General features: G+C 70.5%; 26 protein-coding genes. 21 read left to right on the top strand and 5 right to left on the bottom strand.

Annotated elements, in window-relative coordinates; translation table 11 throughout:
* Positions 1-132 precede the first annotated feature (132 nt).
* The 15 genes from KSO97_RS03490 (at position 133) to KSO97_RS03420 (ending at position 14207) form a co-directional block, all read left to right on the top strand.
* A complete protein-coding gene (locus KSO97_RS03490) occupies positions 133-720 on the top strand; it encodes a TetR family transcriptional regulator (RefSeq protein ID WP_232676530.1) in 588 nt (195 codons plus the stop codon).
* 20 nt (positions 721-740) lie between these two features.
* A complete protein-coding gene (locus KSO97_RS03485; RefSeq protein WP_232676528.1) occupies positions 741-1586 on the top strand; it encodes an LLM class F420-dependent oxidoreductase in 846 nt (281 codons plus the stop codon).
* A 282-nt stretch (positions 1587-1868) separates the two neighbouring features.
* Entirely contained in the window at positions 1869-3455 is a 1587-nt protein-coding gene (fadD1, locus tag KSO97_RS03480) for a fatty-acid--CoA ligase FadD1 (RefSeq protein ID WP_232676527.1), read from the top strand.
* Between the two features lie 130 nt (positions 3456-3585).
* Positions 3586-4158, top strand: coding sequence for a TetR/AcrR family transcriptional regulator (locus KSO97_RS03475; protein ID WP_232676526.1), 573 nt, complete (start codon positions 3586-3588; stop codon positions 4156-4158).
* Positions 4158-5393, top strand: a complete 1236-nt coding sequence (locus KSO97_RS03470) for a cytochrome P450 (protein ID WP_232676525.1) — start codon at positions 4158-4160, stop codon at positions 5391-5393. The genes KSO97_RS03475 and KSO97_RS03470 overlap by 1 nt, the downstream gene beginning before the upstream one ends.
* Positions 5390-6178 (top strand): SDR family oxidoreductase, encoded by a 789-nt coding sequence (locus KSO97_RS03465; RefSeq protein WP_232676524.1) that lies wholly within the window; start codon positions 5390-5392, stop codon positions 6176-6178. Before KSO97_RS03470 ends, KSO97_RS03465 begins: the two co-directional genes overlap by 4 nt.
* Positions 6175-7542, top strand: coding sequence for a cytochrome P450 (locus tag KSO97_RS03460; RefSeq protein ID WP_308188251.1), 1368 nt, complete (start codon positions 6175-6177; stop codon positions 7540-7542). Before KSO97_RS03465 ends, KSO97_RS03460 begins: the two co-directional genes overlap by 4 nt.
* Positions 7539-7754 (top strand): ferredoxin, encoded by a 216-nt coding sequence (locus KSO97_RS03455; protein ID WP_232676523.1) that lies wholly within the window; start codon positions 7539-7541, stop codon positions 7752-7754. Before KSO97_RS03460 ends, KSO97_RS03455 begins: the two co-directional genes overlap by 4 nt.
* Before the next feature lie 4 nt (positions 7755-7758).
* Positions 7759-8388 carry a hypothetical protein gene (locus KSO97_RS03450; protein WP_232676522.1) on the top strand — a complete coding sequence of 210 codons (630 nt, stop codon included), beginning with the start codon at positions 7759-7761 and terminating at the stop codon, positions 8386-8388.
* Complete coding sequence (locus KSO97_RS03445) at positions 8385-9848, top strand: aldehyde dehydrogenase (RefSeq protein WP_232676521.1); 1464 nt, start codon at positions 8385-8387, stop codon at positions 9846-9848. The genes KSO97_RS03450 and KSO97_RS03445 overlap by 4 nt, the downstream gene beginning before the upstream one ends.
* A 213-nt stretch (positions 9849-10061) precedes the next feature.
* Entirely contained in the window at positions 10062-10817 is a 756-nt protein-coding gene (locus KSO97_RS03440) for an SDR family oxidoreductase (protein ID WP_232676519.1), read from the top strand.
* Positions 10818-10836: 19 nt separating this feature from the next.
* The gene (locus KSO97_RS03435) at positions 10837-11700 is read left to right on the top strand and encodes an NAD(P)-dependent oxidoreductase (protein WP_232676518.1); all 864 of its coding nucleotides are present in this window, start codon (positions 10837-10839) and stop codon (positions 11698-11700) included.
* Between the two features lies 1 nt (position 11701).
* Positions 11702-12157, top strand: a complete 456-nt coding sequence (locus KSO97_RS03430; protein WP_232676517.1) for a carboxymuconolactone decarboxylase family protein — start codon at positions 11702-11704, stop codon at positions 12155-12157.
* A gap of 8 nt (positions 12158-12165) precedes the next feature.
* The gene (locus KSO97_RS03425) at positions 12166-13308 is read left to right on the top strand and encodes a hypothetical protein (RefSeq protein ID WP_232676516.1); all 1143 of its coding nucleotides are present in this window, start codon (positions 12166-12168) and stop codon (positions 13306-13308) included.
* Complete coding sequence (locus KSO97_RS03420; RefSeq protein WP_232676515.1) at positions 13305-14207, top strand: alpha/beta fold hydrolase; 903 nt, start codon at positions 13305-13307, stop codon at positions 14205-14207. The genes KSO97_RS03425 and KSO97_RS03420 overlap by 4 nt, the downstream gene beginning before the upstream one ends.
* Before the next feature lie 60 nt (positions 14208-14267).
* Here the strand turns inward: KSO97_RS03420 and KSO97_RS03415 are convergent, their stop codons facing one another.
* Positions 14268-16076: an amidohydrolase family protein gene (locus KSO97_RS03415; protein ID WP_232676514.1), complete on the bottom strand. Its 1809-nt coding sequence runs from the start codon at positions 16074-16076 to the stop codon at positions 14268-14270.
* Positions 16077-16165: 89 nt separating this feature from the next.
* Here KSO97_RS03415 and KSO97_RS03410 point away from each other — a divergent pair, with 89 nt between their 5' ends.
* From KSO97_RS03410 to KSO97_RS03400, 3 genes are read left to right on the top strand one after another with little or no spacing between them, the layout of a single operon-like run.
* Positions 16166-17233: an NAD(P)-dependent oxidoreductase gene (locus KSO97_RS03410; RefSeq protein ID WP_232676513.1), complete on the top strand. Its 1068-nt coding sequence runs from the start codon at positions 16166-16168 to the stop codon at positions 17231-17233.
* Positions 17230-18330, top strand: a complete 1101-nt coding sequence (locus tag KSO97_RS03405) for a TIGR03857 family LLM class F420-dependent oxidoreductase (RefSeq protein WP_232676512.1) — start codon at positions 17230-17232, stop codon at positions 18328-18330. Before KSO97_RS03410 ends, KSO97_RS03405 begins: the two co-directional genes overlap by 4 nt.
* Entirely contained in the window at positions 18327-19397 is a 1071-nt protein-coding gene (locus KSO97_RS03400) for a phosphotransferase family protein (protein ID WP_232676511.1), read from the top strand. Before KSO97_RS03405 ends, KSO97_RS03400 begins: the two co-directional genes overlap by 4 nt.
* A 232-nt stretch (positions 19398-19629) precedes the next feature.
* Here KSO97_RS03400 and KSO97_RS03395 read toward each other — a convergent pair whose 3' ends face one another.
* From KSO97_RS03395 to KSO97_RS03385, 3 genes are read right to left on the bottom strand one after another with little or no spacing between them, the layout of a single operon-like run.
* On the bottom strand, positions 19630-20532 hold the full coding sequence (locus tag KSO97_RS03395; RefSeq protein WP_232676510.1) for an alpha/beta hydrolase: 903 nt from the start codon (positions 20530-20532) through the stop codon (positions 19630-19632).
* Positions 20529-21161, bottom strand: a complete 633-nt coding sequence (locus tag KSO97_RS03390; protein ID WP_232676509.1) for a TetR/AcrR family transcriptional regulator — start codon at positions 21159-21161, stop codon at positions 20529-20531. Before KSO97_RS03390 ends, KSO97_RS03395 begins: the two co-directional genes overlap by 4 nt.
* Positions 21162-21172: 11 nt before the next feature.
* Positions 21173-22570 carry an NAD(P)/FAD-dependent oxidoreductase gene (locus KSO97_RS03385; RefSeq protein WP_232676508.1) on the bottom strand — a complete coding sequence of 466 codons (1398 nt, stop codon included), beginning with the start codon at positions 22568-22570 and terminating at the stop codon, positions 21173-21175.
* Between the two features lie 74 nt (positions 22571-22644).
* Here KSO97_RS03385 and KSO97_RS18175 point away from each other — a divergent pair, with 74 nt between their 5' ends.
* Positions 22645-23277 (top strand): PaaI family thioesterase, encoded by a 633-nt coding sequence (locus KSO97_RS18175; RefSeq protein ID WP_232676506.1) that lies wholly within the window; start codon positions 22645-22647, stop codon positions 23275-23277.
* Between the two features lie 77 nt (positions 23278-23354).
* A complete protein-coding gene (locus KSO97_RS03375) occupies positions 23355-24200 on the top strand; it encodes an SDR family NAD(P)-dependent oxidoreductase (protein WP_232676505.1) in 846 nt (281 codons plus the stop codon).
* 154 nt (positions 24201-24354) lie between these two features.
* Here the strand turns inward: KSO97_RS03375 and KSO97_RS03370 are convergent, their stop codons facing one another.
* On the bottom strand, positions 24355-25434 hold the full coding sequence (locus tag KSO97_RS03370) for a hypothetical protein (RefSeq protein ID WP_232676504.1): 1080 nt from the start codon (positions 25432-25434) through the stop codon (positions 24355-24357).
* A 111-nt stretch (positions 25435-25545) separates the two neighbouring features.
* Here KSO97_RS03370 and KSO97_RS03365 point away from each other — a divergent pair.
* A partial coding sequence (locus tag KSO97_RS03365) for an AMP-binding protein (protein WP_232676503.1) occupies positions 25546-26371 on the top strand: 826 nt, incomplete at its 3' end.

The raw sequence follows: 26371 nt of genomic DNA, 5'->3' as shown, positions 1-26371 counted from the left end.
ACTGTCAACACTGTTGACCGGCGCAGGATCGACGCAGTTCCGAGCGTCGGCCCGACGATCGGGATCGCGCTCGTCGGCGCCCCGAGCGGTGGCGCGACGGCCGCGACCTGCGCGACCTCTAGGGTCAGGCGCATGACGGGAGAGGGGCTGCAGCGCTCCGGGGCGGCTGCGACCAAGGACGCGATCCGCGAGGCCGCCCGCGCGCTCTTCCACGAGCGCGGCTACACGGGCGCCTCGGTCCGCTTGATCGCGGGAGCCGCGCAGGTCGACCCAGCCCTGGTGATCCGGTACTTCGGGTCCAAGGAGGGGCTCTTCCTCGACGTCGTCCAGGCGATGTTCGCCATCGATGAGGTCGATCATGGGCCACTGGAGGACGTCGGCTGCGAGATCGTGCGCGCGATCCTGACGCGCACGCCGCCCGCGATGTTGGAGATCTGGCGCGCGATGGTCCGCGCCTCTGACAGTGAGCGCGTCCGTGAGCAGATGATCGACACCATGGAGCGGGTGATCATCGCGCCGCTCGCGCCCCGCCTCGCCGGGCCGGAGCCGGAGCTGCGAGCCCGGCTGGTCGCCGCCCAGGTCTCCGGCCTCCTCGACGCGATCGCGTTGTTGGGCGACGCGCGGATCGTGTCCGCGAGCACCGACACCCTGGTCGAGCTGTACGGGGCAGCGATCCAGACCCTGGTCGACGGCGTCCCGGCCGTTGACGATGCCAGGTAGAACACGTTCTAATTCCGTCCATGCGCAACGGACTCGTCCTCTTCACCTCCGACCGCGGCATCACGCCGGCCGAGCTGGCCGTCGCCGCGGAGGAGCGGGGCTTCGACACGATCTACGTACCGGAGCACACCCACATGCCGATCAAGCGGCAGGCGCTGCACCCCACCGGTGGCGAGGAACTGCCCGACGACCGTTACACGCGCACGCTCGACCCGTGGATCTCGCTGGCGACCGCCGCCGCGGTGACCTCGAAGATCCGCCTCTCGACCGCCGTCGCGCTGCCGGTCGAGTCCGACCCGATCACGCTGGCCAAGCAGATCGCCACGCTCGACCACCTCTCCGGCGGCCGCGTCACCATCGGCGCCGGCTTCGGCTGGAACGTCGACGAGCTGCAGGACCACCACGTGCCGCCCAACAAGCGCCGCACGGTGCTGCGCGAGTACGTCGAGGCGATGCGGTCGCTGTGGACCGAGGAAGAGGCCTCCTACGACGGCGAGTACGTGTCGTTCGGTCTGTCCTGGGCCTACCCCAAGCCGGTGCAGGCCCACATCCCGCTGGTGATCGGAGCTGGTGGCGGCCCCAAGACCTTCGAGTGGATCGCGCGCACCGCCGACGGCTGGATGACCACGCCGATCGAGCAGGGCATCGGTGCCAAGGCCGACGACCTGCGCGCCGCCTGGAAGGACGCCGGTCGCACCGGTGAACCGGAGATCCACGTGCTCATCGCCATGAAGCCCTCGCCCGACGACCTGGCCGAGTGGGCAGCGGCCGGCACCACCGACCTGATCTGGGGCGTGCCGGACAAGCCGGCCGACGAGGTCATCGCCTACCTCGACCGGCTCGCGGGTCGCCTCGGTCTCGGCTGAGAGTCGCATTCGTCTCCCGCTGCCCCGGTGCGGCGTGGTCGAGGTCGCGCCCGGTGGGGCGGTGACCTACTGAGGTTCCTGGTGGCGCGGCGGTGACGTGCTGAGGTTTCGCCGCCGTCGAAACCTCAGCACGTCACCGCCGCCGCGGACTCGGGCGACGCAAAGCCTCGGCGACTCACCGCCCTGGGCGGACCGGCAGCAGTCGAGTGACGTGTGACCGTTGACACACCCTGGTGCCGGACCTAAATTGACGCGCGTCAATTTTGTTCGGAGGGGGAGCACATGGCCGAGACGGTGCAGCAGCTGCTGCGGGAGCGGATGGGCGACGACTCGGTCGGCCTCAAGCACGGTGACGTCGAGATCAGCTGGCGCGAGCACTGTGCGACGGCGCAACGCCAGGCGGCAGCGCTCATCGGGCTGCTCGACGACGCCCGCCCGCCGCACGTCGCGGTCCTGCTGGGCAACACTCCCGCGATGCTCGAGGCGATGGCCGGTGCTGCGCTCGGCGGCTACGTGCTCGTCGGCATCAACACCACCCGCCGCGGCGAGGGACTGGTCAAGGACGTCGTGAAGTCGCACGCCCAGGTGCTGGTCGTCGACGACGAGCATGCCGCGCTGCTCGACGGCGTCGAGGCCGACCTCGCGGCAGCCGGGGTGCGCGTGATCCGTGCGTCGGGCTCCGAGTGGTCGGACCTGCAGGACGGCGCGGCGGAGTTCGTCCCGCTCCGGGAGGTGACCGCGATGGACACCTTCATGATGATCTTCACCTCCGGCACGAGCGGCGACCCCAAGGCCGTGCAGGTCGCCCACCTGATGGTGCTCTTCGCCGGTGCGACGCTGATCGACAAGTTCTCGATCACCGCAGACGACGTCTGCTACCTCTCGATGCCGCTGTTCCACTCCAACGCGGTGCTCGCGGGCTGGACCGTGGCGGTGGGGAGCGGTGCAGCGATGGTGCCGGCGCGATTCTCGGCGTCCTCGTTCCTCGACGACGTCCGCCGCTACGGCGTCACCTATCTCAACTACGTGGGCAAGCCGCTCGCGTACGTGCTCGCGACGCCCGAGCGGCCCGACGACGCCGACAACCCGCTGCGGATCGCGTTCGGCAACGAGGCCAGCGACCGCGACATCGACGAGTTCATGCGGCGCTTCGACTGCGAGGTCTGGGACGGCTTCGGTTCCACCGAGACGGCGGTGATCATCACCCGCGAGCCGGGAACCCCGCCGGGCTCGATCGGCAAGGGCTTCGACGGCGTCGCGATCTACGACGCCGAGAGCGTCACCGAGTGCGCCGTCGCCGTCTTCGACGAGCACGGCGCGCTGGCGAACCCCGAGGAGGCCGTCGGCGAGCTGGTCAACACCACCGGCGCCGGCTACTTCTCCGGGTACTACAACGACGAGCAGGCCATGAACGACCGGATGCGCCACGGCATGTACTGGTCGGGCGATCTGGCCTACCGCGACGCCGACGGCTGGATCTACCTCGCCGGCCGCACGGCCGACTGGATGCGGGTGGACGGCGAGAACCTCGCGGCCGCGCCGATCGAGCGGGTGCTCATCCGGTTGCCCGAGATCAGCCAGGTCGCGGTGTACGCCGTCCCGGACGAGCGGGTGGGCGATCAGGTGATGGCCGCCGTCGTGCTGGTCGACGGCGCGAGCCTCACGCCGTCGGACTTCGAGAGGTTCCTCGACGAGCAGGCCGACCTCTCGCCGAAGGCGCGCCCGCGCTTCGTGCGCGTGGCCGCCGAGCTGCCGGCCACTGCGACGAACAAGGTGCTCAAGCGCGAGCTCGCCGCGGAGGGTCCGACGGCCGGCGACGGCGTGCTGTGGGTGCGCGAGGAACGGGGCACCGCCTACGCCTTGGCCTGAGGCCGTGTGGCGTTGACCCGTCTTGAAGTAGAGACGGGTCAACCCGCGCAACCCGGTCGACCCGTCTTTGTCTGAAGACGGGTCAACGTGGGGCCTTGCGGGGAGTCGTCGATGGCTCTAACCTGGACAGGTGTCCAGCCACGTGTTCAAGGTCTCACGGCAGGGTTTGCGCGCCCGCCAGGCCGAGACGCTCACCAAGCTCCTGGCGGCAGGTGAGGAGGAGCTGCGGCTCGTGGGCCACGAGGCCGTGACGGTACGCACCGTCGCCGCGCGCGCCGGCGTCTCGCCCGCCACCGCCTACACCTATCTCGCCTCGAAGAACCATCTCTTCGCCGAGCTCTTCCTGGGCTACCTGCAGGCCCACGAGATCGACATCCCCGATGCGGACGCTGTGACGCGCGTACGGGCCGTGACCCGTCACATGGCCACGCTGCTCGCCGACTCGCCCGCACTCGCTGCTGCCGCCACCCCGGCGCTGCTGAGTACCGACCCGGACGTCGACCGGCTGCGGGTGCGCATCGGTGCGGAGCTGATCACCAGCTTCCAGCGCGCCTTGGGCGACGACGCCACCGACGACCTGCTGGAGACGCTGATCCTGGCCTACTCCGGAGCCCTGCTCCAGGCCGGGATGGGCCTGTTCACCTACACCGAGATGGGCGAGCGGCTCGATGCCGTGGTCGCCGTGATCATGAAGGGGCACTGATGACCCTGCTCGAACCGGGGCACGCCGCCTCCTCCTGGGCGCTCGACCCCTACGACTACGACTTCCAAGAGGACCCGTATCCCGCCTACGCCCGGTTGCGGGCCGAGGCGCCGCTCTACTACAACGCCGAGCAGGACTTCTGGGCGCTCTCCCGGCACGCCGACGTCGTCGCGGCGTTCCGTGACGACAGCACCTACTCCAACGCCATGGGGGTCTCGGTCGACAAGTCCGCCTGGGGTCCCGACGCCCACAAGGTGATGTCGTTCCTCGGCCTGGACGGCCAGCGTCAGCAGCGGCTGCGGTCGTTGGTCTCGCGAGCCTTCACCCCGCGACGCGTGCGCGAGCTCGCCCCACGCGTGCAGGAGCTCACCGACCACTACTTCGACCTCGTGCTCGAGGGCGACGGCGAGTTCGACTGGATCGCGGAGTTCGCCGGCAAGCTGCCGATGGACGTCATCTCCGAGATGATGGGCGTGCCGGTGGAGGACCGCGCCGAGGTGCGTCGTCAGGCCGACCTCGTCGTCCACCGCGAGGAGGGCATCCGCGACGTGCCGCCGGCGGCGATGGAGTCCTCGCTGTGGCTGGTCGGGTACTACGCCGACATGCTCGAGCAGCGGAAGAGGCGCCGCACCGACGACCTCACCTCCGCCCTCCTGGACGCCGAGATCGACGGCGACAAGCTGCTCGACCAGGAGATCATCGCCTTTCTCTTCCTGATGGTCGTGGCGGGCAACGAGACCACCACCAAGCTGCTCGGCAACGCGCTCTTCCACCTGGCCGCGAACCCCGAGCAGCTCCGTCAGGTGCTCGCCTCACCCGACGACGTCTCGCTGGTGACGCCGTGGATCGAGGAGACGCTGCGTCACGACACCTCCAGCCAGATGCTCGCCCGGCACCTGCTCAAGGACGTCGAGGTCGAGGGTGTCGTCGCCCCCGCGGACTCCAAGATGCTGCTGATCATCGGCTCGGCCAACCGCGACGAACGCGTCTTCACCGATCCGGCCCGCTTCGACATCGGCCGCCCCAAGGAGGAGCTGTCGCAGATCGTCAGCTTCGGCGGCGGTCGGCACTTCTGCCTCGGCGCCAACCTGGCGCGGCTCGAGGCACGGATCGTGCTGGAGGAGATGGTGCGACGGGTGCGTCACCTCGAGGTCGATGCCACCACGGCGCGTCGCGTGCACTCGGTGAGCGTGCGTGGCTTCGCGGGCCTCGACGTCACGATGGCGACCCGATGAGCGCCCCCTCGAAGTACGCCCGGCCCGATCGCCGTCCGGTCGTCATCGCAGGCGCCTCCTCGGGCATCGGCGAGACGACGGCGCTCACCCTGGCCGCGGCCGGCTACCCGGTGGCGCTCGGTGCCCGCCGCGTCGAGAAGCTCGACGACCTCGCCGCCCGAATCCGCGAGAGCGGCGGGGAGGTCGTCGTCTCCCACCTCGACGTCACCGACGACGAGTCCGTCGCGACGTTCGCGGAGAAGGTCACCGCCGATCTGGGCGACATCGAGGTCGTCGTCTCGAACGCCGGCCGCACCGAGCCGGGCAAGATCCACGAGGTCGGCGCCCAGCGCTTCACCGACGAGCTGAACCTCAACATCATCGGCGCGCAGCGCCTCGTGCAGGCGTTCGTGCCCGGGATGATCGAACGCCAGCGGGGCGACGTCGTGTTCGTCTCCTCCGACGTCGCCGTGCGCGCACGGCCCTTCATGTCCTCCTACGCGGCCGGCAAGTGGGGGCTGGAGGGCATGGTGCACGCCCTGCAGATGGAGCTCGAGGGCTCGGGCATCCGGGCGAGCATCGTGCGGCCGGGCCCGACCTGGAGCGAGATGGGCACCGAGTGGGACGACGGCGACGCCGCCGACGTTCTCACCGGCTGGATCAAGTTCGGTCTCGCGCGGCACCCGCACTTCCTCAAGCCCCAGGCGCTCGCCGACGCGATCCGCTTCGTCGTCGACGCCCCCCGCGGCGTCCACGTGAACCTCATCGAAGTCAATCCCGAAGCCCCCGTGGAGGACCGACCGTGACGACCACCGCGCCCAGCCCGGCCTCGATCGGCGACATCCCCGAGGTCTCGGTCGCCGTCCCGGACCCCGACGGGCACGGTCACCTCGCGGAGATGCGCACCGACCCGGTCGCGCTGCTCGAGCGCGTGTACGCCGAGTGCGGCGAGATCGGTCGGTTCCGGATCGCCGGCAAGGAGGTGATCATGGTGACCGGTGCCGAGGTGAACGAGCAGTTCTTCAAGGCGCCCGACTCCACCCTCGACCAGGCGGCGGCCTACCCGTTCATGACGCCGATCTTCGGCAAGGGCGTGGTCTTCGACGCCTCGCCCGAGGAGCGGCAGCAGGCACTGAAGAACCAGGCGCTGCGCGGCGACCAGATGCGCGGTCACGCCACCACGATCGAGAACGAGATCAACCGGATGGTCGCCGCGTGGGGCGACGAGGGCGAGATCGACCTGCTCGACTTCTTCGCGGAGCTGACGATCTACAACACCGCGGCCTGCCTGGTCGGGCTCCCGTTCCGCGAGGAGATCGACCACCGCTTCGCCGAGGCCTACCACGGGCTCGAGCGCGGAACCGACGCGTTGGCCTACGTCGACCCGTACATGGAGGGCGTGGAGGCCTTCGAGATCCGCGACCGCTCCCGCGAGACGCTCGTGGCCCTGGTGCAGGACATCATCGACCGGCGCAGGCAGCGAGGAGTGGTGCCGCGCGACGAGCGCGACCTGCTCGACGTCCTGATCTCGATCGACATGAGTGCCGACTACATCACCGGCGTGTTCATCTCGATGCTCTTCGCCGGACACCACACGTCGTCGGGCACCTCGGCGTGGACGCTCATCGAGTTGATGCGCCACCCGGAGGTGATGGCCGACGTGGTCGCCGAGCTCGACGAGCTCTACGCCGACGGTTCGGAGATCTCCTTCCGCTCGCTGCGCTCCATCCCGCAGCTGGAGTCGGTCATCAAGGAGACGTTGCGGCTGCACCCGCCGCTGATCATCTTGATGCGCCAGGTCGTGGAGGAGATCGAGCTGGCCGGGCACGTCATCCCGCCGGGCACGATCGTCGCCTCCTCGCCGCGGGTGTCGAACCGGATCGAGGAGGACTTCCCGAACGCCCAGTCGTTCGACCCGGCCCGGTACCAGGACCCTCGCCAGGAGGATCTGCAGAACCGCTGGACCTGGATCCCCTTCGGCGCCGGCAAGCACCGGTGCGTGGGCAACGCGTTCGCGATGATGCAGATCAAGGCGATCTTCTCGGTGCTGCTGCGCGACTTCGAGTTCGAGCTCGTCCAGCCGAGCGAGACCTACCGCGACGACTACTCCAAGATGGTCATCCAGCTGCAGCGCCCGTGCCGTGCGCGCTACCGGAGGCGGACGTCGTGACCGGCGCCTCCTTCACCGTCGTCGCCGACCTGGACCTCTGCCAGGGGCACCAGATGTGCCAGGGCGAGGCCCCCGACGTCTTCGGCTTCGACGAGGACGCCGACCTGGTGACGGTGCTCGAGGAGCACCCCGACGAATCCCTGCGGCCCGACGTGGTGTCGGCCGTGAAGTACTGCCCAGCGATGGCGCTGAGCATCACCGAAGAGGACTGAGCAGATGAGCGACCTGACCCGGGCCGAGATCGAGGAGTTCTGGCAGAGCTGGCTCGACATCAACCGCGAGGCCGAGCGCACCGGCGACTGGCGCGTGATGGCCGAGCACTACGCCGTCGACGCGACCTACGGGTGGATGTACCACCCCGACGAGCACTTCATGGCGGTCGGCCGCGACCAGATCCGCGACTGGGCGATCGGCATCGAGATGGACGGCCTCGACGGCTGGCACTACGACTACGTCTGCACCATGATCGATGAGCAGAAGTCGATGGTGCTCGGCTTCTGGAAGCAGCGTTCGGGCATCCTCGACGACTCCGGCGAGGAGTTCGAGATCCTCGGCATCGGTGGCTCCTGGTTCGGCGTCGAGCGTCAGACCGAGGGTGAGGACGCCGGTCAGGTGAAGATCGCCTGGCAACGCGACTGGTTCGACATGCCGTCGACCGCGCACACCTTCATGGAGATCATCAAGGCCGACAAGGCGCCGGACACGCTGCTCAAGCGGATGAACGTCTACGGTCACGAGGTGCCGGGGCACTACCACCACAAGGACCTGCCCTCCACGGTGTGGCCGCCGCCGGTCGAGGCAGGCCAGTACGTCACGCAGGCGCCGGCGCCGGAGGCCACGGCGTGAGCACCCTGAACACCCCCGCCGCCCAGCAGCTGATCGACGGCAAGCTCGGCCCGGCCTCGAGCGGCGCGACGTATCCGATCTTCAACCCCGCCACCGGTGAGGAGATCGGCGTCGCCCCCGACAGCACCGCCGACGACGTCGACGCCGCCATCGCCGCCGCCCGTCGCGCGTTCGACGAGACCGACTGGTCGACCGACCGCGACTTCCGCGTCCGGTGCCTGCGCCAGTTGCACGATGCGCTGCTGGAGGTGGCCGACGACTTCAAGGACCTCACGACGGCCGAGGTCGGCATGCCCGGCTTCATGATGGGCGCGGCTGGTTTCGACGTCCCGGTCGGCGGCCTGAAGTGGGTCACCGACCTCGCCGAGACCTACGAGTTCGAGTCCGACCTCGGCGTCGCGGAGCCGATGGGCATCCCCTCGCGTCGCACGGTTCGCCGCGAGCCGGTCGGCGTCGTCGCCGCGATCACGCCGTGGAATGTGCCCACGCAGATCAACCTCGCCAAGGTCGGCCCGGCGCTCGCCGCCGGTTGCACCGTCGTCCTCAAGCCGGCGCCGGACACTCCGTGGGTTGCCGCCGAGCTGGGTCGGCTCGTCGCCGAGCGCACCGACATCCCGGCCGGCGTCTTCAACGTCGTGATGCCGCGCTCCAACGAGGTCGCCGCGCAGCTGAGCGTCGACCCGCGCGTCGACATGGTCTCCTTCACCGGCTCGACGTCGGTGGGCAAGGCGATCATGGCCGCGGCCGCGCCGACGCTGAAGAAGGTCTTCCTCGAGCTCGGCGGCAAGTCCGCCGCGATCGCCCTCGACGACGCCGACGTGGCGGCCGTCGCTGGTGGCACGGCGTTCGCCGCCTGCATCCACGCCGGGCAGGGCTGCGCGATCACCACCCGCCTGATCGTGCCGCGGGAGAAGTACGACGAGGCCGTGCAGGTCGCCGCGGCGACCATGGAGTCGATCGGGGCCAAGGACCCGGCCGACCCCGGCGCGATCTGCGGCCCGGTCATCTCGCCGCTTCAGCGCGAGCGCGTCGCGGCGTACTTCGACGTCGCCCGCGCCGAGGGCGGCACCTTCGCCACCGGCGGCCACGTGATCGACCAGCCGGGCAACTGGATCGCCCCGACGGTCGTCGCGGGCTTGGACAACTCCTCGCGTCTGGCGCAGGAGGAGATCTTCGGACCCGTGCTCGTCGTCATCCCGCACGACGGCGACGACGACGCCGTCCGGCTCGCCAACGACTCCGCCTACGGCCTCTCGGGCTCGGTGGACTCCGCCGACCTCGACCGTGCCAAGGCCGTCGCCGACCGCATCCGCACCGGCACCCTCGCCGTGAACGGTGGCGTCTGGTTCAGCCCGGACGCGCCCTTCGGTGGCTACAAGCAGTCCGGCATCGGTCGTGAGATGGGCGTCGCCGGATTCGAGGAGTACCTCGAGACGAAGACGCTGGCGTTTCCCGCCTGAGGAACGATGGCGGGAAACAAGCCAGCGGGTTGAGCGAGCCCGCGACCGAGGAACGAGGTCGCGATGGTGAGTCGAAACCGAGTGAGCCGACAGACCAGACGAGCCGCCGTCGCGGCGACCGAGGAACGAGGTCGCGACGGCGAGTCGAAACCGAGTGAGCCGACAGACCGCACCAGCGCATCACATTGCGAGCACCGTGAGAACAGGAACCCCATGAACAACCGCTTCGAGAACAAGACCGTCGTCGTCACCGGCGCGGCCCAGGGCATCGGCGAGGCCTACGCCCGCGCGCTGGCCGCCGAGGGCGCCGCCGTCGTCGTGGCCGACATGAACGCCGAGTCCGGCGCGAAGGTCGCCGCGTCGATCAACGGGGACGGCGGCCGGGCGATCTTCGTCGCCTGCGACGTCTCCTCCGCGGAGTCCGCGGCCGCGCTCGTCGAGCGCACCGTCGAGGAGTTCGGCGGCATCGACCACCTGGTCAACAACGCCGCCATCTACGGCGACATGGAGTTCAACCTCCTGATCAGCGTCGACTGGGACTACTACCGCCGGTTCATGGCGGTGAACATGGACGGCGCGCTGGTGATGACCCGGGCGATCTACCCCGAGATCGCCAAGCGTGGCGGCGGCGCGATCGTCAACCAGAGCTCGACGGCGGCCTACCTCTACTCCGGCTTCTACGGTCTCGCCAAGGCGGGGATCAACAGCCTCACCCAACAGCTCGCCCACGAGCTCGGCGGCCAGAAGATCCGCGTCAACGCGATCGCCCCCGGTCCGACGGCGACCGAGGCGACCAAGGTGCAGGCCGGCGACGCCGCGAAGGACATCGTGCGCAACAGCCTCGCGATCAAGCGGATGGGCTCGGTCGACGACATGGTCGGCGCGCTCCTCTTCCTGCTCTCCGACGACGCCTCCTGGGTGACCGGCCAGATCCTCGCGGTCGACGGCGGCCAGACCTTCCGTCTCTGATGCGCGAATAGGACACGACATGACTCTCACCGTCGGATTCGTCGGGCTCGGCAACATCGGCAAGCCGATGGCGCTGCGGCTCGCCTCGCAGCGTGAGGATGCCGACCTCGACGTCCTCGTGTACGACATCGCGGCCGAGCCGCTGGCCGAGGCCGAACGGGCGGGTGCCCGCGCCGCCGAGAGTGTCGCGGCCATGGCCGCCGTCTGCGACGTGCTGTGCCTGATGGTCCGCGACGACGCCCAGGTGCGGGAGGTGATGGGGGAGATCCTCGGCGTGGCCGGCGACCGGCTCACGGTCGTCATCCACTCCACCGTGTCGGTGCACACCCCGCGCCAGCTCGCCGTCACCGCGGCTCGTCAGGGTGTGCGCGTGGTCGATGCACCCGTGTCCGGTGGCGCGATGGGCGCGGCCGACGGCTCGCTGGCGATCCTGGTCGGCGGGGAGGAGGAGGCGTTCCTGGCCGCCGAGCCGGTGCTGCGCACCATGGGCAGCAAGGTCGTGCACGCCGGTCCGATCGGCTCGGGCACGACGTTCAAGCTGGCGCGCAACATGATGCACTTCGTCTCCTTCACCGCCGCGACGGAGGCGATGAGACTGGCCGAGGCGGCCGGCCTCGACCTCAAGGCACTGGGCGACGTCGTGCGCCACACCGACGCGATCACCGGCGGTGCGGGCGCGATCATGCACCGCGAGTCCACCTCGGCCCTGCCGGCCGACGACTTCTGGTACGGCGTCTTCAGCAACGTCACCTCCCTCGGCGAGAAGGACCTCGGCTTCGCCATCGAGCTGGCTCGCGAGCTCGGCGTCGAGGTGCCGCTCGCCGAGCTCGCCATCGACCGACTCGGCCCCGGTCTCGGGGTTCCGGCTGGAAAGGACTCCTGACATGGGTGACATGGGCGGCACCGGCAAGTTCGACGATCTTCCGGAGGCGCGCCGTCGCGGGCTGGAGAAGATGGAGCACGTCTACGGGTTCGAGATGAACGACATGGAGGGCGACTTCTTCCGCTACACCGTCGAGCACCTCTTCGCCGACATCTGGAACCGGCCCGGCCTGTCCGATCGCGACCGTCGGCTGTTCCTGATCGGGCTGCTGGTCGGCAGCAATCAGCACGACGTCCTGAACATCCAGATCCCGGCGGCGCACGCCGCCGGCGAGTTGGACGACGAGGCGTTGCGCGAGCTGGTCATCTTGATGTGCCACTACGCCGGCTGGCCCCACGGCGCGCGGCTGAACTCCCTGGTCGAGCAGACCATCGACAACGCGGCCAGGGCGCGGGCCAAGGCGGCCCGGGCCGCGGAGTCTGCCGGCGCCGCGGAGGCCGCCGCCGAGCAGGAGTGAGCGGCGCCGTGGAGTCCGCGGTCGGCGCGGAGGGGTTGGGCTCGCCACGGTTCCACGAGCTCGCCGAGCAGCTCGCGGGACTCGACGGGAACCCGTGCGAGGACGCGAACCCGATCGGATACGTCACCAACCCGTTCGGGCTGACCGACGCCCTCATGCCGGTCATCGAACTGGTCATGATCAGCGGTGCGATCGCGGCGCTCGTGTGGGGAGTTCGCGCGCTCCGGCGCGACCGCGACGCGGTGCCGCTCGGCATCTGGCTGGCGGCCATCGTCTACGTGCTGGTGCTGGAGCCGCCGCTGTACTTCCCGCACGTCTTCGGCATCGAGGACCAGGTCGGCGTCGTGTTCGTGCACAACGAGTTCACCGTGGGCCTGATCAAGCAACGCATGCCGCTGTACATCCTGCTGCTCTACCCGGCGATGGTGTCGCTGGCCTGGGCGATCGTGGCGCGTTGGCAGGTCGACGTCGGCCGCTCACGGCTGCGCGCGGCGCTCGTGACGGGTGCCTGCGTCGGCGCCGTCCACCACGTGTTCTACGAGATCTTCGACATGCTCGGTCCGCAGCGCGACTGGTGGATCTGGGACCTCACGGTCGCGACGAACGGGCCGCGGGTCGCCTCCGTACCGATCTCGAGCATGGTCAACTTCGCGGTCGTGATGCCGGCGGCGTTCGCGTTCTGCGCCGTCATGATCCTGCAGCGCCGCCCCCGCAGGACCGCGCGTTCGGTGCTGGCGCCGGCGATCGGCGTCGGCGTCCTCACCCCGATCGCCTCGGCCCCGGGGCAGCTGCCGGCCACGCTGCTCCAAGCGGCTCCGGATCTGCCCGACGTGATCTCGACCGTCGGCATGGTGGCCCTGCTCGGGCTGTGCGGGGTGATCGCGGCCCGGGAGCTGACCCGCGTCGTCGCGACGCGCGGTCCTGTGCGTCGCGACTTCGGCACCGTCTACGGGGTGGCCTACCTCATCGCCATGGCGGGGCTGTGGATCGTCGCGTTGCCGCAGACCATCGACGGCGGGCCGGACGTCGGCTCGTTGCCCTACGTGGCGGTCTGCTTCGTGCTGGCGGCCGTGGTGCTCGCCGTGACGACGCGAGCGCCGGCGCGCGCCGTCGTGTGCGGGGGGCCGACGCGCGAGAGGGTGGAGGCGTGACCGACCAACCTGCAACGTTGACCGTCCCGCTGCCCACCCACACCGCGAGCGTGCTGACGTGGGGTGAGCCGGGCGCGCCGTTGGTCATCGCGTTGCACGGGTTCCCCGACACCGCCTGGTGCTGGCGCCACCTGGGGCCGGCTCTCGCCGAGCACGGCTTCCGCGTCGCGGCGCCGTTCCTGCGTGGCTACGGACCCAGCGGGATCCCCAGCGACGGCCTCTACACGGTGCCCGCCCTGATGTCGGACGTCGTCGCGCTGCACCGCGCGCTCGGTGGCGACGAGCGCGCGATGCTGGTCGGCCACGACTGGGGAGCGATCATCGCCAACGGCCTCGCCGCGCATCCGGACTCGCCGTTCGCCCGCGTCGTCGCGCTCGCGGTGCCGCCGTTCGAGGCGCTCGGACCGCGTCGGGACGGTCTGCGCACCTGGCTCGGCGCGATCCTGCGCCAGCCGCGCAAGAGCTGGTACATCGGCGCCAACCAGGTGCCCGGCCTGAGCGAGCGGTGGTTCGAGCGCCTCCTCGGCAAGCTGTGGCGTGACTGGTCGCCCGGCTACGACGGTCGTGAGGACGTCGCCCGCGTGAGAGCCGCCGTGCCCGACCAGTCGCGGGCGCGCGCCGTCCTGAGCTACTACCGGCACCTGGCCAGACCGTGGCTGTGGGCTCGCGCGCCGTACACGACCTGGGCCCAGGGGTGGATGGACCTCCCGCGCGTGCCCTACCTCTACCTGCAGGGCGCCGACGACGGCTGTCTCGACATCCGCTTCGCCCGCCTGGCAGAACGCGCACTCCCGACCCACGCGCGCGTCGACGTCGTCCCCGGCGCCGGCCACTTCCTCGCCGTCGAGCGACCCGACGCCGTCAACGCGTTGATCGCGGAGTTCCTCACCGCCGACTGAGGAGCCGCCCGCCGTCGCGGTGAGTCGCTGAGGACGGGCCTCCGACCTTTCCTCAGCAGGTCACCGCTCCCGGCTGCCACCCACCACCCGGGCGGGCACCGGCGCGGTCCGCTGGCCGACGCGGAGGAATGACCCGGTGCGTTCGCGTCCGAGCAACTCCGTCGGAACGCCATGGTCGACGACCTGGCGGCCGGAGACGAAGACGGCGCGGACGGCGTCGTCGTTGCGGTTGACCATGCGGGACAGTCCGCCGTACTGCGCCACCGGCGCCTCGTGGTACTCCTCGAGCCGCTCGTCGAGTGCGTCGGGGTCGAGGATCACCAGGTCGGCGCGGTCGCCCTCGCGGAGGTGGCCCGCGTCGATGCCGTACCAGTCGGCGAGCTCCCCGGTCAGTCGGTGGGCGGGGTGCTCGGCGCTCATGAACGGGGGACCGGCGGGCCGGGCGTCGCGCACGTGCTTGAGCAGGCGCAGGCCGAAGTTGTAGAAGGCCATGTTGCGCAGGTGGGCACCGGCGTCGGAGAAGCCGAACTGGATGCCGGGCTCGACGGCCATCTTCTTCAGCAGCTCGGGGCGATGGTTGGAGATCGTCGTCCTCCACCGCAGAGCGGTGCCGTGGTCGAGCACGAGGTCGAGGAACGCGTCGACAGGGTGCAGGCCGCCGCGGTCGAGCCCGACCTGACCGAAGGACTTGCCGACCACCGAGGCGTCCGGGCACGCGACGATCTCGGCGTCGAAGAAGTCGCGGTGCCATACGCGCGGGCCGTACTTCTGGTCATAGTCCTCGCGGAAGGCGCGGCGGTAGGCCTCGTCGCGCATCAGCTCGTCGCGGGCGACGTGGTCCGCCAGGTGCAACGCGGCGGCGCCGGCACCGAACTCCTCGAAGATGACCAGATCGATGCCGTCGGCGTAGACCTCGAACGGCACGGGCAGGTGCTGCCACCGGAAGTCGCCACCGAGGCGATTGATCAGCCCCGCGAGCGGACCCATGATCTTGATGACGAACGGCAACGCCTTGATGTCGGCGGCCGAGAGCAGCGAGGTCTTCAGCTTCGGTCGGCCGATGCCGAGCGAGGTGAAGGCCTGGGAGGCGATCGACTGGGGGTTCTTGATGTCGGGACCCGACTGCAGCACGCGGCCGCGGCGGCGCAGGATGCGGTTGAGACGGCGCAGCTCGCGCGCCTTGGCGTAGGTCGAGGGCAGCGTGCGGGAGCGGCAGACCTCGCCGTCGAGCTTGTCGAAGAGCAGTTGCTGGCTGCTCATCCCGACGAAGCCGGCGTCCAGGGCGGCGTCGAGCATCTGCTCCATGCGTGCCTGCTCCGACGACGTCGGGCGCACGCCCTCGCGCGTCGAGCGGTCCAACCCCATCGTCGCGGCGCGCATGTCGGAGTGGCCGATGAATCCGGCGATCTGCGGGCCGAGCGGCAGTGCCTCGAGCGCCGCGACGTACTCCGACGGCGTGCTCCAGGAGCGGTGGCGGCCGACGGCGTCGATCACGTGCTCGCGCGGGATCGCCTCCACCCGGCCGAAGAGGTCGCCGGCATCGGTCTCGTCGACGTGGATGGTCGAGAGGGAGCAGGAGCCGAGGAAGATCGTGGTCATGCCGTGCCGCACCGACTCCTCCAGGGACGGCCCGTCGAGCACCTCGACGTCGTAGTGGGTGTGGATGTCGACCATGCCCGGCATCACCCAGTGACCCTGCGCCTCGATGATCCTCGTGTCGGGCCCGGCAGCCAGTGAGGTCGTGCGGGGATCGACGACCGCGACGACGACACCGTCGCGGATGCCGAGGTCGCGGACCGCCGGTGGTGCGCCGGTGCCGTCGAACCAGGTGCCGCCGACGATGAGTGTGTCGTAGGTCTCAGTGGTCACCCGCCCATGGAACCCGTTCAATTGACACGCGTCAAGAAGTTCCGCGTTCTTGCTGGACAGGTGTCTGATTTCGGACCACGATGACCGGCATGGCACGACATGAGAACTCGGTCCCGGTCCTGGTCACCGGCGCCTGCGGACTGGTCGGACGCGCGACGGTCGCGCGGTTGGCAGAGTTGGGCGTGCCGGTGGTGGCGACCGACATCCGTACGCCGTCGACGGAGCGAGTCGCGCGCGGCTGGCGGGATCGCCCCGGTGTCCGTGTCGAGTGGTGCGACCTCACCTCCTCGGGCGAGGTGGAGGGGCTGCTCACGCTGGTCGCTCCCTCCGCCGTGGTGCACCTCGCTGCGATCATCCCGCCGCTCTGCTACGCCCAGCCCGCGCTGGCGCGGCGGGTCAACGTCGACGCGACACGCCTCCTGCTCGAGCACGCGGAGGCGTTGCCGAGGAGCCCCCGCATCGTGCACGCCTCGAGCGTGGCGGTCTACGGCGCTCGCAACCCGCATCGTGTCGACCTCGCCACCGGAACAGACGGGGCCGTGCTCACCGCGGACCTCCCGATGCGACCGACCGACCTCTACGGACTGCTCAAGGCCGAGGCCGAGCAGATCGTGCGTGAGAGCGCGCTGGAGTGGGTCGTGCTGCGACTGGGCGGTGTGATGAGCACGGAACGGCAGAGCGGCGTGGACCTGGACATGCTGCACTTCGGCACCCTGCTGCCCAGCGATGGTCGCATCCAGACCGTCGACGTCCGCGACGTCGCCCACGCCTTCGCCGCGGCCACCACCGCGCAGGTGACCGGGGAGATCCTGCTGATCGGCGGCGACGACACCCACCGTCTCCACCAGCGCGACATCTCGCGCGACCTGACCGCCGCCGCCGGCCTCCCCGGGCTGATGCCGCTCTCGCCCCCCGGAGATCCCGACGACGACACGACCTGGTTCGCCACCGACTGGATGGACACCACGCGTGCCCAGGAGGCGCTCGGCTTCCAGCACCACTCCTGGGCCGACGTCGTCGCCGACACCCGACGCAATGCCGGACCGATGAGGCTGGTGGGCCGGCCTCTGGTGCCCGTGCTCCGTCCGGTGCTGGGGCGCAGGATCGCCCAGCGCGGACGGACTCGCCCCTTCGCCACGATGCCGGCCCAGGCATGAGCGGGGCGGTGCTGCGCCAGGAGTTCCCCGAGCTGGCCTGCTACGGGCTGGCCGGGCACTCCGCCTCGCCCCGCGATCTGGTCGACGAGGTGCGCCACGCAGAGGGTCTCGGCCTGGGCTCGGTCTTCCTGTCCGAGCGCTTCAACGTCAAGGACGCCGCGGTGATGGCCGGCGTCGCGGCCGGGGTGAGCACGCGGATCGGCATCGCGACGGCCGCCACCAACCACAACACCCGCCACCCGCTCGTCACTGCCACGATGGCGATGACCGCGCACCGGGTCTCCGAGGGCCGCTACGCCCTGGGGCTCGGGCGGGGCTTCGGGGTGCTGTTCGACCTGATGGGCATCCCCCAGGTCACCGGCGCGCAGTTGGTCGACGTCGCGGGCATCTACCGCACGCTGTGGTCGGGCGGCGCCGTGGCGGGGCACCAGGGGCCGGCAGGCACCTTCCCTTACCTGAGCCAGGACAGCTCCTTCGATGAGCGCATCCCGATCATGATGATGGCGATCGGCGACAAGTCCCTCGAACTCGCAGGGCGGATCGCCGACGGCGTCGTGCTGCACACCTTCTTCGCCGACGAGACGCTGCGCCGCGCCGTCGGAGTGATCCGGCGCGCTGCGCAGGAGGCCGGCCGCGACCCCGATTCCGTGCGCGTCTGGTCGGTCCTCGCCACCGTCACCGACGACGTCCCCGAGGAGCTGCGGCTGCGCAAGCTCGTGGGTCGCCTCGCCACCTACCTGCAGGGCTACGGCGAGGTGCTGGTGCGGGCGAACCGGTGGGACCTCGCCGACCTCCAGCGCTTCCGCGAGCACCCGCTCGTGCAGGGCTACCCCGGCGCCTTCGACGCGATCGGCACCACCGGGGAGCTGAGCCGGCTCCGCGACGAGGCACTGCCCGCCCACTGGCTGGCCGCCAGCGCGACCGGTACGCCGGAGCAGTGTGCGCGGCGCATCGCCGACCAGTTGGACGCCGGCGCCGACAGCGTCGTCCTGCACGGGGCGACGCCCACCGAGCTCGAGCCCGTCGTCGCAGCGTGGCGGGGGATCCGTCCGGCCACGCTCGACGCGCTCCCCGCCAACCCGGGCTGGGCGCGATGAGCGCCCGTGGTCGCCTCGTCACCACTCCCGAGGAGTTGACGGAGTCGTGGGCCAGCGCTGTGTTCGGCGCGGAGATCCGCGAGGTACGTCGTGAGCAGGTCGGCACCGGTCAGATCGGCACCTGCTTCCGGTTGCACCTCGATGCGATGGACGACAGCGGATCGCGGGTTCCGGCGAGCGTGCTCGTCAAGCTGCCGGCCGCCGACCCGGGGACGCGGGAGCTGGTGGCGGGCACCTACCGCGGCGAGATCCGGTTCTACGCGGAACTCGCCCCCACCGTGGCGATCCGCGTGCCCGCCTGCCACCTCGCCGTCTCGACCGACTCGGGCGCGGAGTTCACGCTGGTGATGGCCGACCTCGCGCCCGCTGAGCAGGGCGACCAGATCGCCGGGTGCGACCGTGCCCGCGCCGAGGACGCCGTGGTGAATCTCGCGGGTCTGCACGGACCGCGCTGGTGCGACCCGGCTCTGCTCGACATCGACGGCCTGACGCTGAGCGGACCGGACGACGCCGCGATGCTGGCCGAGCTGTACGGGCCGACGAACGAGCTGTTCCTCGACGGCATCGGGCACCTGCTCGACGATGACACCGCCGCGACGCTGCGCGACGTCGTCCCGCACATCGAGGCGTGGACCCTGGCACGGGCCGAGCGGTTCGGCCTCGTGCACGGCGACTACCGCCTCGACAACCTGCTCTTCCCACCCGACGTCGGGCAGGGCTACCCGGGCGGCGTGGTCGCCGTCGACTGGCAGACGCTCTCGCTGGGCCTTCCCGGCCGCGACCTCGCGTACCTGCTCGGCACCTCGCTCGACGTCGAGCTCCGCCGCGAGCACGAACGTGCCCTGGTTGCGGCCTATCACCAGGCCCTGCTGGGCTTCGGTGTCACGGACTACTCGTTCGACGATTGCTGGGACGACTACCGGTTCGCGATGCTGCAGGGCCCGCTGGTCGCGATCTTCGGTTGCGCCTACGGCACCCGGACCGCGCGCGGTGACGCGATGTTCGCCGCGATGGTCACCCGCGCCTGTGCGGCGATCCGCGACCTGGGCTCGCTCGCGCTGGTCTGACCCGCGCCGGTGGCCGAGGAGGTCGCCGGGACGTCCGTCGGAAGACCCGGTGGGTCGGGCGTCTGCGTTGGCTGGTGGGGGTTTCGAGACGCTCGCTGGCGCGACCGACGGTGGTCGAGGAGGCCGAGGAACGAGGCCGTCTCGAAACCGGGTGGGTCGAGCGCCGACGTCGGCTGACGGGGGGTTTCGAGAAGCCGTCCATCGTTCCTCGGGACGGCTTCTCGACCACCGGTCAGCCGAAGAGCTGCTGCAGGAACCTCACCTGGTGGAGCACCGCGGGGTCGTGCCACGCCCGTGAGGGCCAGACGTCGAAGTGGTCGCCGGGGTAGTGGTGCACGCGCGCTCGCGCCGCGAAGGCTGCCTTCGCGGCGGCGTGGGGTGGGGCGGAGCGATCGTGATCCGCGATCTGCACCAACGTGGGGGCGCTGACCCGCTCGGCGTCCTTGACCGCCTTGAGGCCACCGAGCTCGAGGGTGACCGACGCGTCGATCTCGTTGCGCCATGTCGGCCCCGCGATCGCCTGGTAGTCCTCCAGCGCGCCGTCGAGGGTGAGTGCGCCGACCTGGCCCGGCCGAGCGACGATCGGGATCATCCGCGCTTCGCCGACCCGGCTGCGCATGCCGATCAGGCTCGAGCGCGCGAGCTGGCCGACCGAGTGGTGCTGCAGCGCCAACCGTCCCGCAGCCACGCCGTCGACCAGCGGCGTCACCGAGATCACCGCCGCCACGTCGTCGCGGCCCGCAGCGAGGGTGAGCACGTGACCGCCCGAGAGCGAGACGCCCCAGAGCACGACCCGGTCCGGGTCGACGCCGGGGAGCGTGCGCGCCCACGATGTCGCGGCGCGATAGTCGTCGAGCTGCCGCGCGACGGAGACGGTCTGGCGCGGCGTGCCGCCCGAGGCGCCGAAGCCGCGGTAGTCGAAGGCGACGACGTCGCATCCCGCGGCCGCCAGCGCGTCGGCGAAGGGTGCCAGGCCAGAGTCCTTGGTGCCGCCGAAGCCGTGCGCCATGACGACCACGGGCCGGCCCGCGGCTGACGACAGGGCGTCGCCGCGCCCGGTCCAGTGCCAGGCGTCCAACGGGTCGCCGTGGGAGTCGATCGCGACCGTTGCGGGGGGCGCGCTGGTGACGGTCATCGATTGCTCCCGTAGATCGAGGTGAGCCACACGTGGACGACGGTGGAGACGAGTTGCTCCCGAGGGAGGGGGCCGCCGAGCGCGAGGCGCTCCAGCATGCGGTCGTTGAGTTCCAGCAGGACGCTCGCGAGCGCCTCGGCGGCCACAGCATCGTCCGCCGACGGCGCCCGTCCGGCGTCCCGTTCCGCGGTGATCATCGCTGCGACGAGGGGGACGAAGGAGTTGCGGTCGTTCTCCCACAGCTCGCGCACCGTGGCGCTCGTGCCGCGCGCCTCCAACATGGCGCGGTAGAGATGGCGGTGCCGTTCCCAGGTGTCGAAGAGGCTGCGGACCGTCGCCTCGATGTTCTCCGCCGGGGTGCCGGTCTCGGTGAGGAGCGCCGTCGCGCGGATGGAGTCGTCATACATCTCCGCCATCAACGCGCCGAGGGCCGCGGCCTTGTTCTCGAAGTAGAAGTAGAAGGCCGACCGGGTGACGCCGGCACGCCGGGAGAGCTCGGCGATGTTGATCGACTCCAGGCTGCCGTCGACCTGCAGGTGCTCCTCGAGCGCGTGGAGGAGTGCCGCCCGACGACGGTCTCCCTTGGCGTGTGTCGGGCCGGCGGGACCGGCGGGATCGTCAGTGGCCACGGCGACGTCGTTCATGCGCTCGGCGCGGCGGTGTCCAGGGCCCGAGGGGCACGTCCGCTGAGCGGGGGAGCCCCCAGCCGCTGCGCACGATCGCGCCCGCGGGGGATCTCGCGGGTGCGCAGGTCGTGCTCGTAGACGAAGTAGTCGAGCTGGTGGGTGTGACGGGGCCGATCGAGCATGTGACCCATGTACTTGCGGTGGTCGGCTGCGATCACCTCGTGCTGGGTGGCGATGTCGGGCAGTCGGTAGTGCCCGGCTGCGTAGGCACCCACGAGCCGCGCCTGGGCTTCGACGAAGGGGAAGAGCGTGGGCGTGGCCTGGGCGAAGCCGACGAACAGCAGGTCGTCGATGCCGGGCTTGAACATCCGCTTGTAGAGGTCGATCTTGTTGTCAGGCGCTGAGATGAAGTCGGGGTCGAAGAACGGGAACGTCAGGTTGTAGCCGGTGGCGTAGACGATCACGTCGAAGTCGCCGTGGGTTCCGTCCTCGAAGTGCACCGTCGGTCCCTCGAACCGGACGACGTTCGGCTTGGGGGTGACGTCGCCCGACTTCAGGCGCAGCGGCAGCTCACCGGACTGGGTCGGGTGGGCCTCGAAGAACTTGTGGTTGGGCGCGGGCAGTCCGTAGAGCGTCGGGTCGGAGGCGGTGAAGCGCTGCCCCCACTGCGCCATCTTGCGCTGCCACGCGAGCGGCACCTGCGGGATGGTGCGGTAGCTCATGTCGGCGGCCTTGCCGTTGATCAGCTTGGGCACGATCCAGGCGCTGCTACGGGTGGAGACGGTGACCTCGTTGCGCAGCGCGCGTTGGGAGAGCTCGACGACGATGTCGGCGGCCGAGTTGCCCAGGCCGATCACGAGGATCCGCTTGCCCATCAGCTCCAACGGCGCCCATGGGTCGACGTAGTGGTGCGAGTGGAAGCTCTCGCCGGTGAACTCGCCCGGGAAGGTCGCCATCCGCGGGTCCCAGTGGTGGCCGTTGCCGACCACGAGCAGGTCGAAGTGCCGCGTGGCACCCGCCTGGTCGCGGATCTCCCAACCGCCGCCGTCGAGGCGCGCGGCGTGCTCGACGCCGTTGCCGAACTCGATGCGCTCGCGCAGATCGAAGGCGTCGCAGTAGTCGTCGAGGTAGGCCTTGATCAGGGTGTGGTGGGGGAAGTCGGGGTAGTCCTGCGGCATCGGGAAGTCCTTGAAGGACAGCTGATGCTTGGATGTGTCGATGTGCAGCGAGCGGTAGGCGCTGCTCATCCCGTTCGGGTTCTCGAAGGCCCAGTTCCCGCCGACGCGGTCGGAGACCTCGAACGTGGTGAACGGGATGCCGTAGTCGGCGAGCATCTTGGACGTCGTGAGCCCGCTGATGCCCGCGCCGATGACGGCGACCGTGGGCGGAGCGGAGGGGGTGACCTGAGGCACGGCGTGGACACTACGCCTTTTTTGACACGCGTCAACTATTTCTGGCGACTCCAGGGGTGCACTAGATTGGACAGGTGTCTAGCCTCGCTCAGTCCTTCGAGTTCGTGGACCTGCCCGACGCGTACTTCGACGAGATCGAGACGCGTTTCGCACCGCTCACCGCGCAGGCCCGGCGTCTCGTCGACCTGACGATCCGGAGCGAGGCCGACGAGGCGGACGTCGCCGAGGCCGCGGAGCTGCTGCGTCGCGCGAACGACCTGCTGGAGCGCCGCACCCGTCCGTTCGCGGCGGGGGTGCGGTTCAACGCCAGCGGGCGCGCGGCCAACTGGGGCAATGCCGCGGTCGGGCTGCGCAACGCGATCGCACCGCCGATGCAGACCCGCCACGGCGACGACGGCGTCGTCAGGGCCTCCCTGCATCTCGGCGCTGCCTATGAGGGACCGCCCCGCCACGTGCACGGGGGAGTCAGCGCGCTCCTGCTCGACCACCTGATGGGCGAGACGGCATCCCAGTTCAAGCGCTTCACCGCGACCGGCACGCTCACACTCCGCTACGTCGCGCCCCTCCCGCTCGGCCCCGTGGAGCTGGAGGGACGCATCGTCTCCGAGGAGGGCCGCAAGATCCGCGTGCACGCCTCGATCGCCGGCGGCGCCGGGGTCGCCGTCGAGGCGGACGGACTCTTCATCGTCCCGCGCGACGCCGCCTGATGGTCGCGCCGTCTGAACATCTCAGTACGGGGGCCGGTCCTGATGATGGTGCCGGGCTGACCGAGAGGGTGGTCGTCGTGATCGGCGGCTCGCGCGGGATCGGCCGCGCGGTGGCGGAGGCCTACGCCGTCGCCGGCGCTCACGTCGTCGTGAACGGGCGCGCGCCTGAGGCGGTGGGTGACACCGTCGGCGCCGTGCTGCGTGCCGGTGGCTCCGCCATCGGCGTCGTCGGGTCGGCCTCGGAGCCGGCGGTGGTGGCTGAGTGCCGGCGGATGGCCGAGGTCGAGTTCGGCGCGGTCGACGCGCTCGTGGTGTGCGCGGGGGCGCCCGAGCCGCCGGGCTCCTCGATCCTCACGATCGGGGTGGAGGAGTGGCGCGAGCTGATCGACGCCCACCTGACCACGGCGTTCCTGGCCTGTCGGGAGTTCGCCCCGGGCATGGTCGAGCGAGGCCGCGGGTCGATCGTGCTCACCAGCTCCCACGCCGCCACGGGCATGTACGGCGGCACCGGCTATCCGGCCGGCAAGGGCGCGATCAACAGTCTCGTCTACGCGCTCGCCGCGGAGCTGGGCGAGCACGGCGTCCGGGTCAACGCCGTCGCGCCCGGTGCGCGCACCCGGCTCTCCCAGGGCCCCGACTACGAGGCGCAGATCGCCGACCTCCATGCCCGCGGTCTGATCGACGACGTCGTCCGCGACGCCTCGTTGTCGCCGTCCGCGCCCGAGTACGTCGCGCCCCTCTATCTCTTCCTGGGCTCCGACGCGGGCTCCCAGGTGAGCGGCGAGGTGCTGGTGGCGGCCGGCGGGTACCTCGGTCGCTTCGCGCCGCCCGCCGACCAGTTCCTCGCGTGGCGCGACGCCGGCAGCCACCCGCCGTACACACGTGCGGAGATCGCCGACGTGTTCGCGCCGGGGGAGCGGTGATCTACGGAGGTTCTGTGCACCGCGCGGCCGGGAGGCGGTGACCTACGGAGGATTCGCCCGCGCGGTTTCCTCCGTATCTCACCGACCGTCGGGTCGCCGTCCGGCCCTTTCCTCTGTATCTCACCGCCCACCCCGCCGCCGGTCGGCGATGGGGCTACTGCGCGAACCGGCCGGCGAACGCCCGCAGCGGCAGGTCCGCGCTGGTGACGATGCCGGGCGGTGCCGCGACGACGGAGGCGATCGCGTTGAGGGCTGGCAGGCCCGTGACGGTCATCCCGATGGCGGCGAACGCCTCGACGGAGGAGAAGTCGGTGCCGGGCTTGGGGAAGATCATGTGCTTGGAGTAGATGCACGGGTCGCCGGTGATCTTCGTGATGTAGCAGCCCTCGACCTTCCAGCTCGGCGTGGTCTCCGGCGTCATCTGCCACTCGATGTGCAGCTCCACCCGTGCGACGCCGTCCACGCGTCCGACGTACTGGAACGCCGCGCCACCCACCGACCCCTTCGGGAGCCGATACCAGCCGAGGTCGACGTCCTCGTCGCAGGCGCCGAGCTCGCAGTGGAAGGTCACCTCGTCCAGCTCCAGGCCCAGGCAGTCGGCCATCAGGTGGACGCCGTCGCCGAAGACGCGGGTGCCCATCTCCAGCTTCCGCGGCACCTCCGGGTCGTCGGCGGGGTCGCCGAAGCCGCAGTTGCGCCAGGTCTCGGCCGAGTGGTGGCAGGAGACGTCGACCGACTCGACGCAGGTGACGTTCTCGATGTCGGCGACGTCGGCGGAGTGGACGACCGTGAGGATCTGTGCGAGGCCGGGGTTCATGCCGGTGCCGTAGAACGTCGATCCGCCCCGCTCGCAGGCGTCCGCGATGATCTCTCGTTCGCTGCGACCCGAGGGGTGCGACTTGTTCGCCACCCGATGGTGCCCGGTGATCCAGTCGGCGGTGGTGACGATGTCGATGCCGGCCTCGAGCACCCGCTCGTACAGGTCGACGTCGGGCCACACGCCGTGGAAGGTCACGACGTCGGGGCGCGCAGCGAGGAGCTCCTCGATCGTGCCGGTGGCGCGGATGCCCAGCGGCGGCAGGCCGGCGAGCTCACCGACGTCGCGGCCGATCTTCTCGGCGGAGTAGCAGTGCACGCCGACCAGCTCGAGGTCGCGATGCGCCGGCAGTCGCTTGACCATCTCGCTCCCGACGTTGCCGGTGGCGACCTGGAAGACCCGGATGGGCTGGGGCATGACGTGGCTCCTGGTGTGGGGAGGGGGTGGTCGCGGGCCCAAACTGGACAGGTGTCCACCATAGGAGCGTGACGCTTGCCACGCTATAGAACCAGTTCTAGTTTTGCGCGCATGGCCGCTGTGATGGACCCGTCCGGATTCGCTCTCGCCTCCGTCTTCGGTGCCGTCGCGGGAGCGGTGCCGGACCAGGAGGTGATGGTCTGGCGCGACCGTCGCGTCACCTACGCCGAGATGGATCGCCGCGCCGACGGCCTCGCGCACTTCCTCGTCGCCCAGGGCCTGGGCTCTCACACGCCGCGTGAGGAGCTGCCGGGCCACCTGTCGGGCCAGGACCACCTCGCGATCTTCTCCCGCAACCGCACCGAGTACCTCGAGGCGTTGATCGGCTCCTACCGAGCCCGCGTGGTGCCGTTCAACGTCAACTACCGCTATGTGGTGGAGGAGCTCACCTACCTGTTCGACGACGCCGACGCTCGTGCGGTGATCTTCTCCTCCGAGTTCGCGCCCGAGGTCGCGCAGCTGCGGGAGCAGGTTCCGGGGCTGCGGGTGCTGGTGCAGATCCCCGACGAGTCCGAGAACGAGCTGCTGCCCGGCGCGGTGTGGTGGAGCGACGCCCTCGCGACACCCGCCCCCGCCGCCGGCATGCCGACGCCGACCGGCGACGACGTCTTCATGATGTACACCGGCGGCACGACCGGGATGCCCAAGGGCGTGCTCTGGCGCCAGGACGACGTCTACGTCTCCTCGATGGGCGGCACGCCGTTCGGCACGACCGAGCCGTTCGCCTCCTACGAGGCGATCGCCACGCACGCGGCATCGGGCGCGGGCCGGATGACGCTGCTGGTGGTCCCGCCGTTCATGCACGCGGCCGCTCAGTGGTCGACCTTCCACATGATCACCGGCGGCGGCACCATCGTGCTGCCCGACAACGTGCACA

This window comes from Nocardioides sp. R-C-SC26 (assembly GCF_021246465.1).
Lineage (GTDB): Bacteria > Actinomycetota > Actinomycetes > Propionibacteriales > Nocardioidaceae > Nocardioides.
Note: the sequence above shows the minus strand (reverse complement) of the source record. Positions and strands in the feature narration are given on the sequence as shown.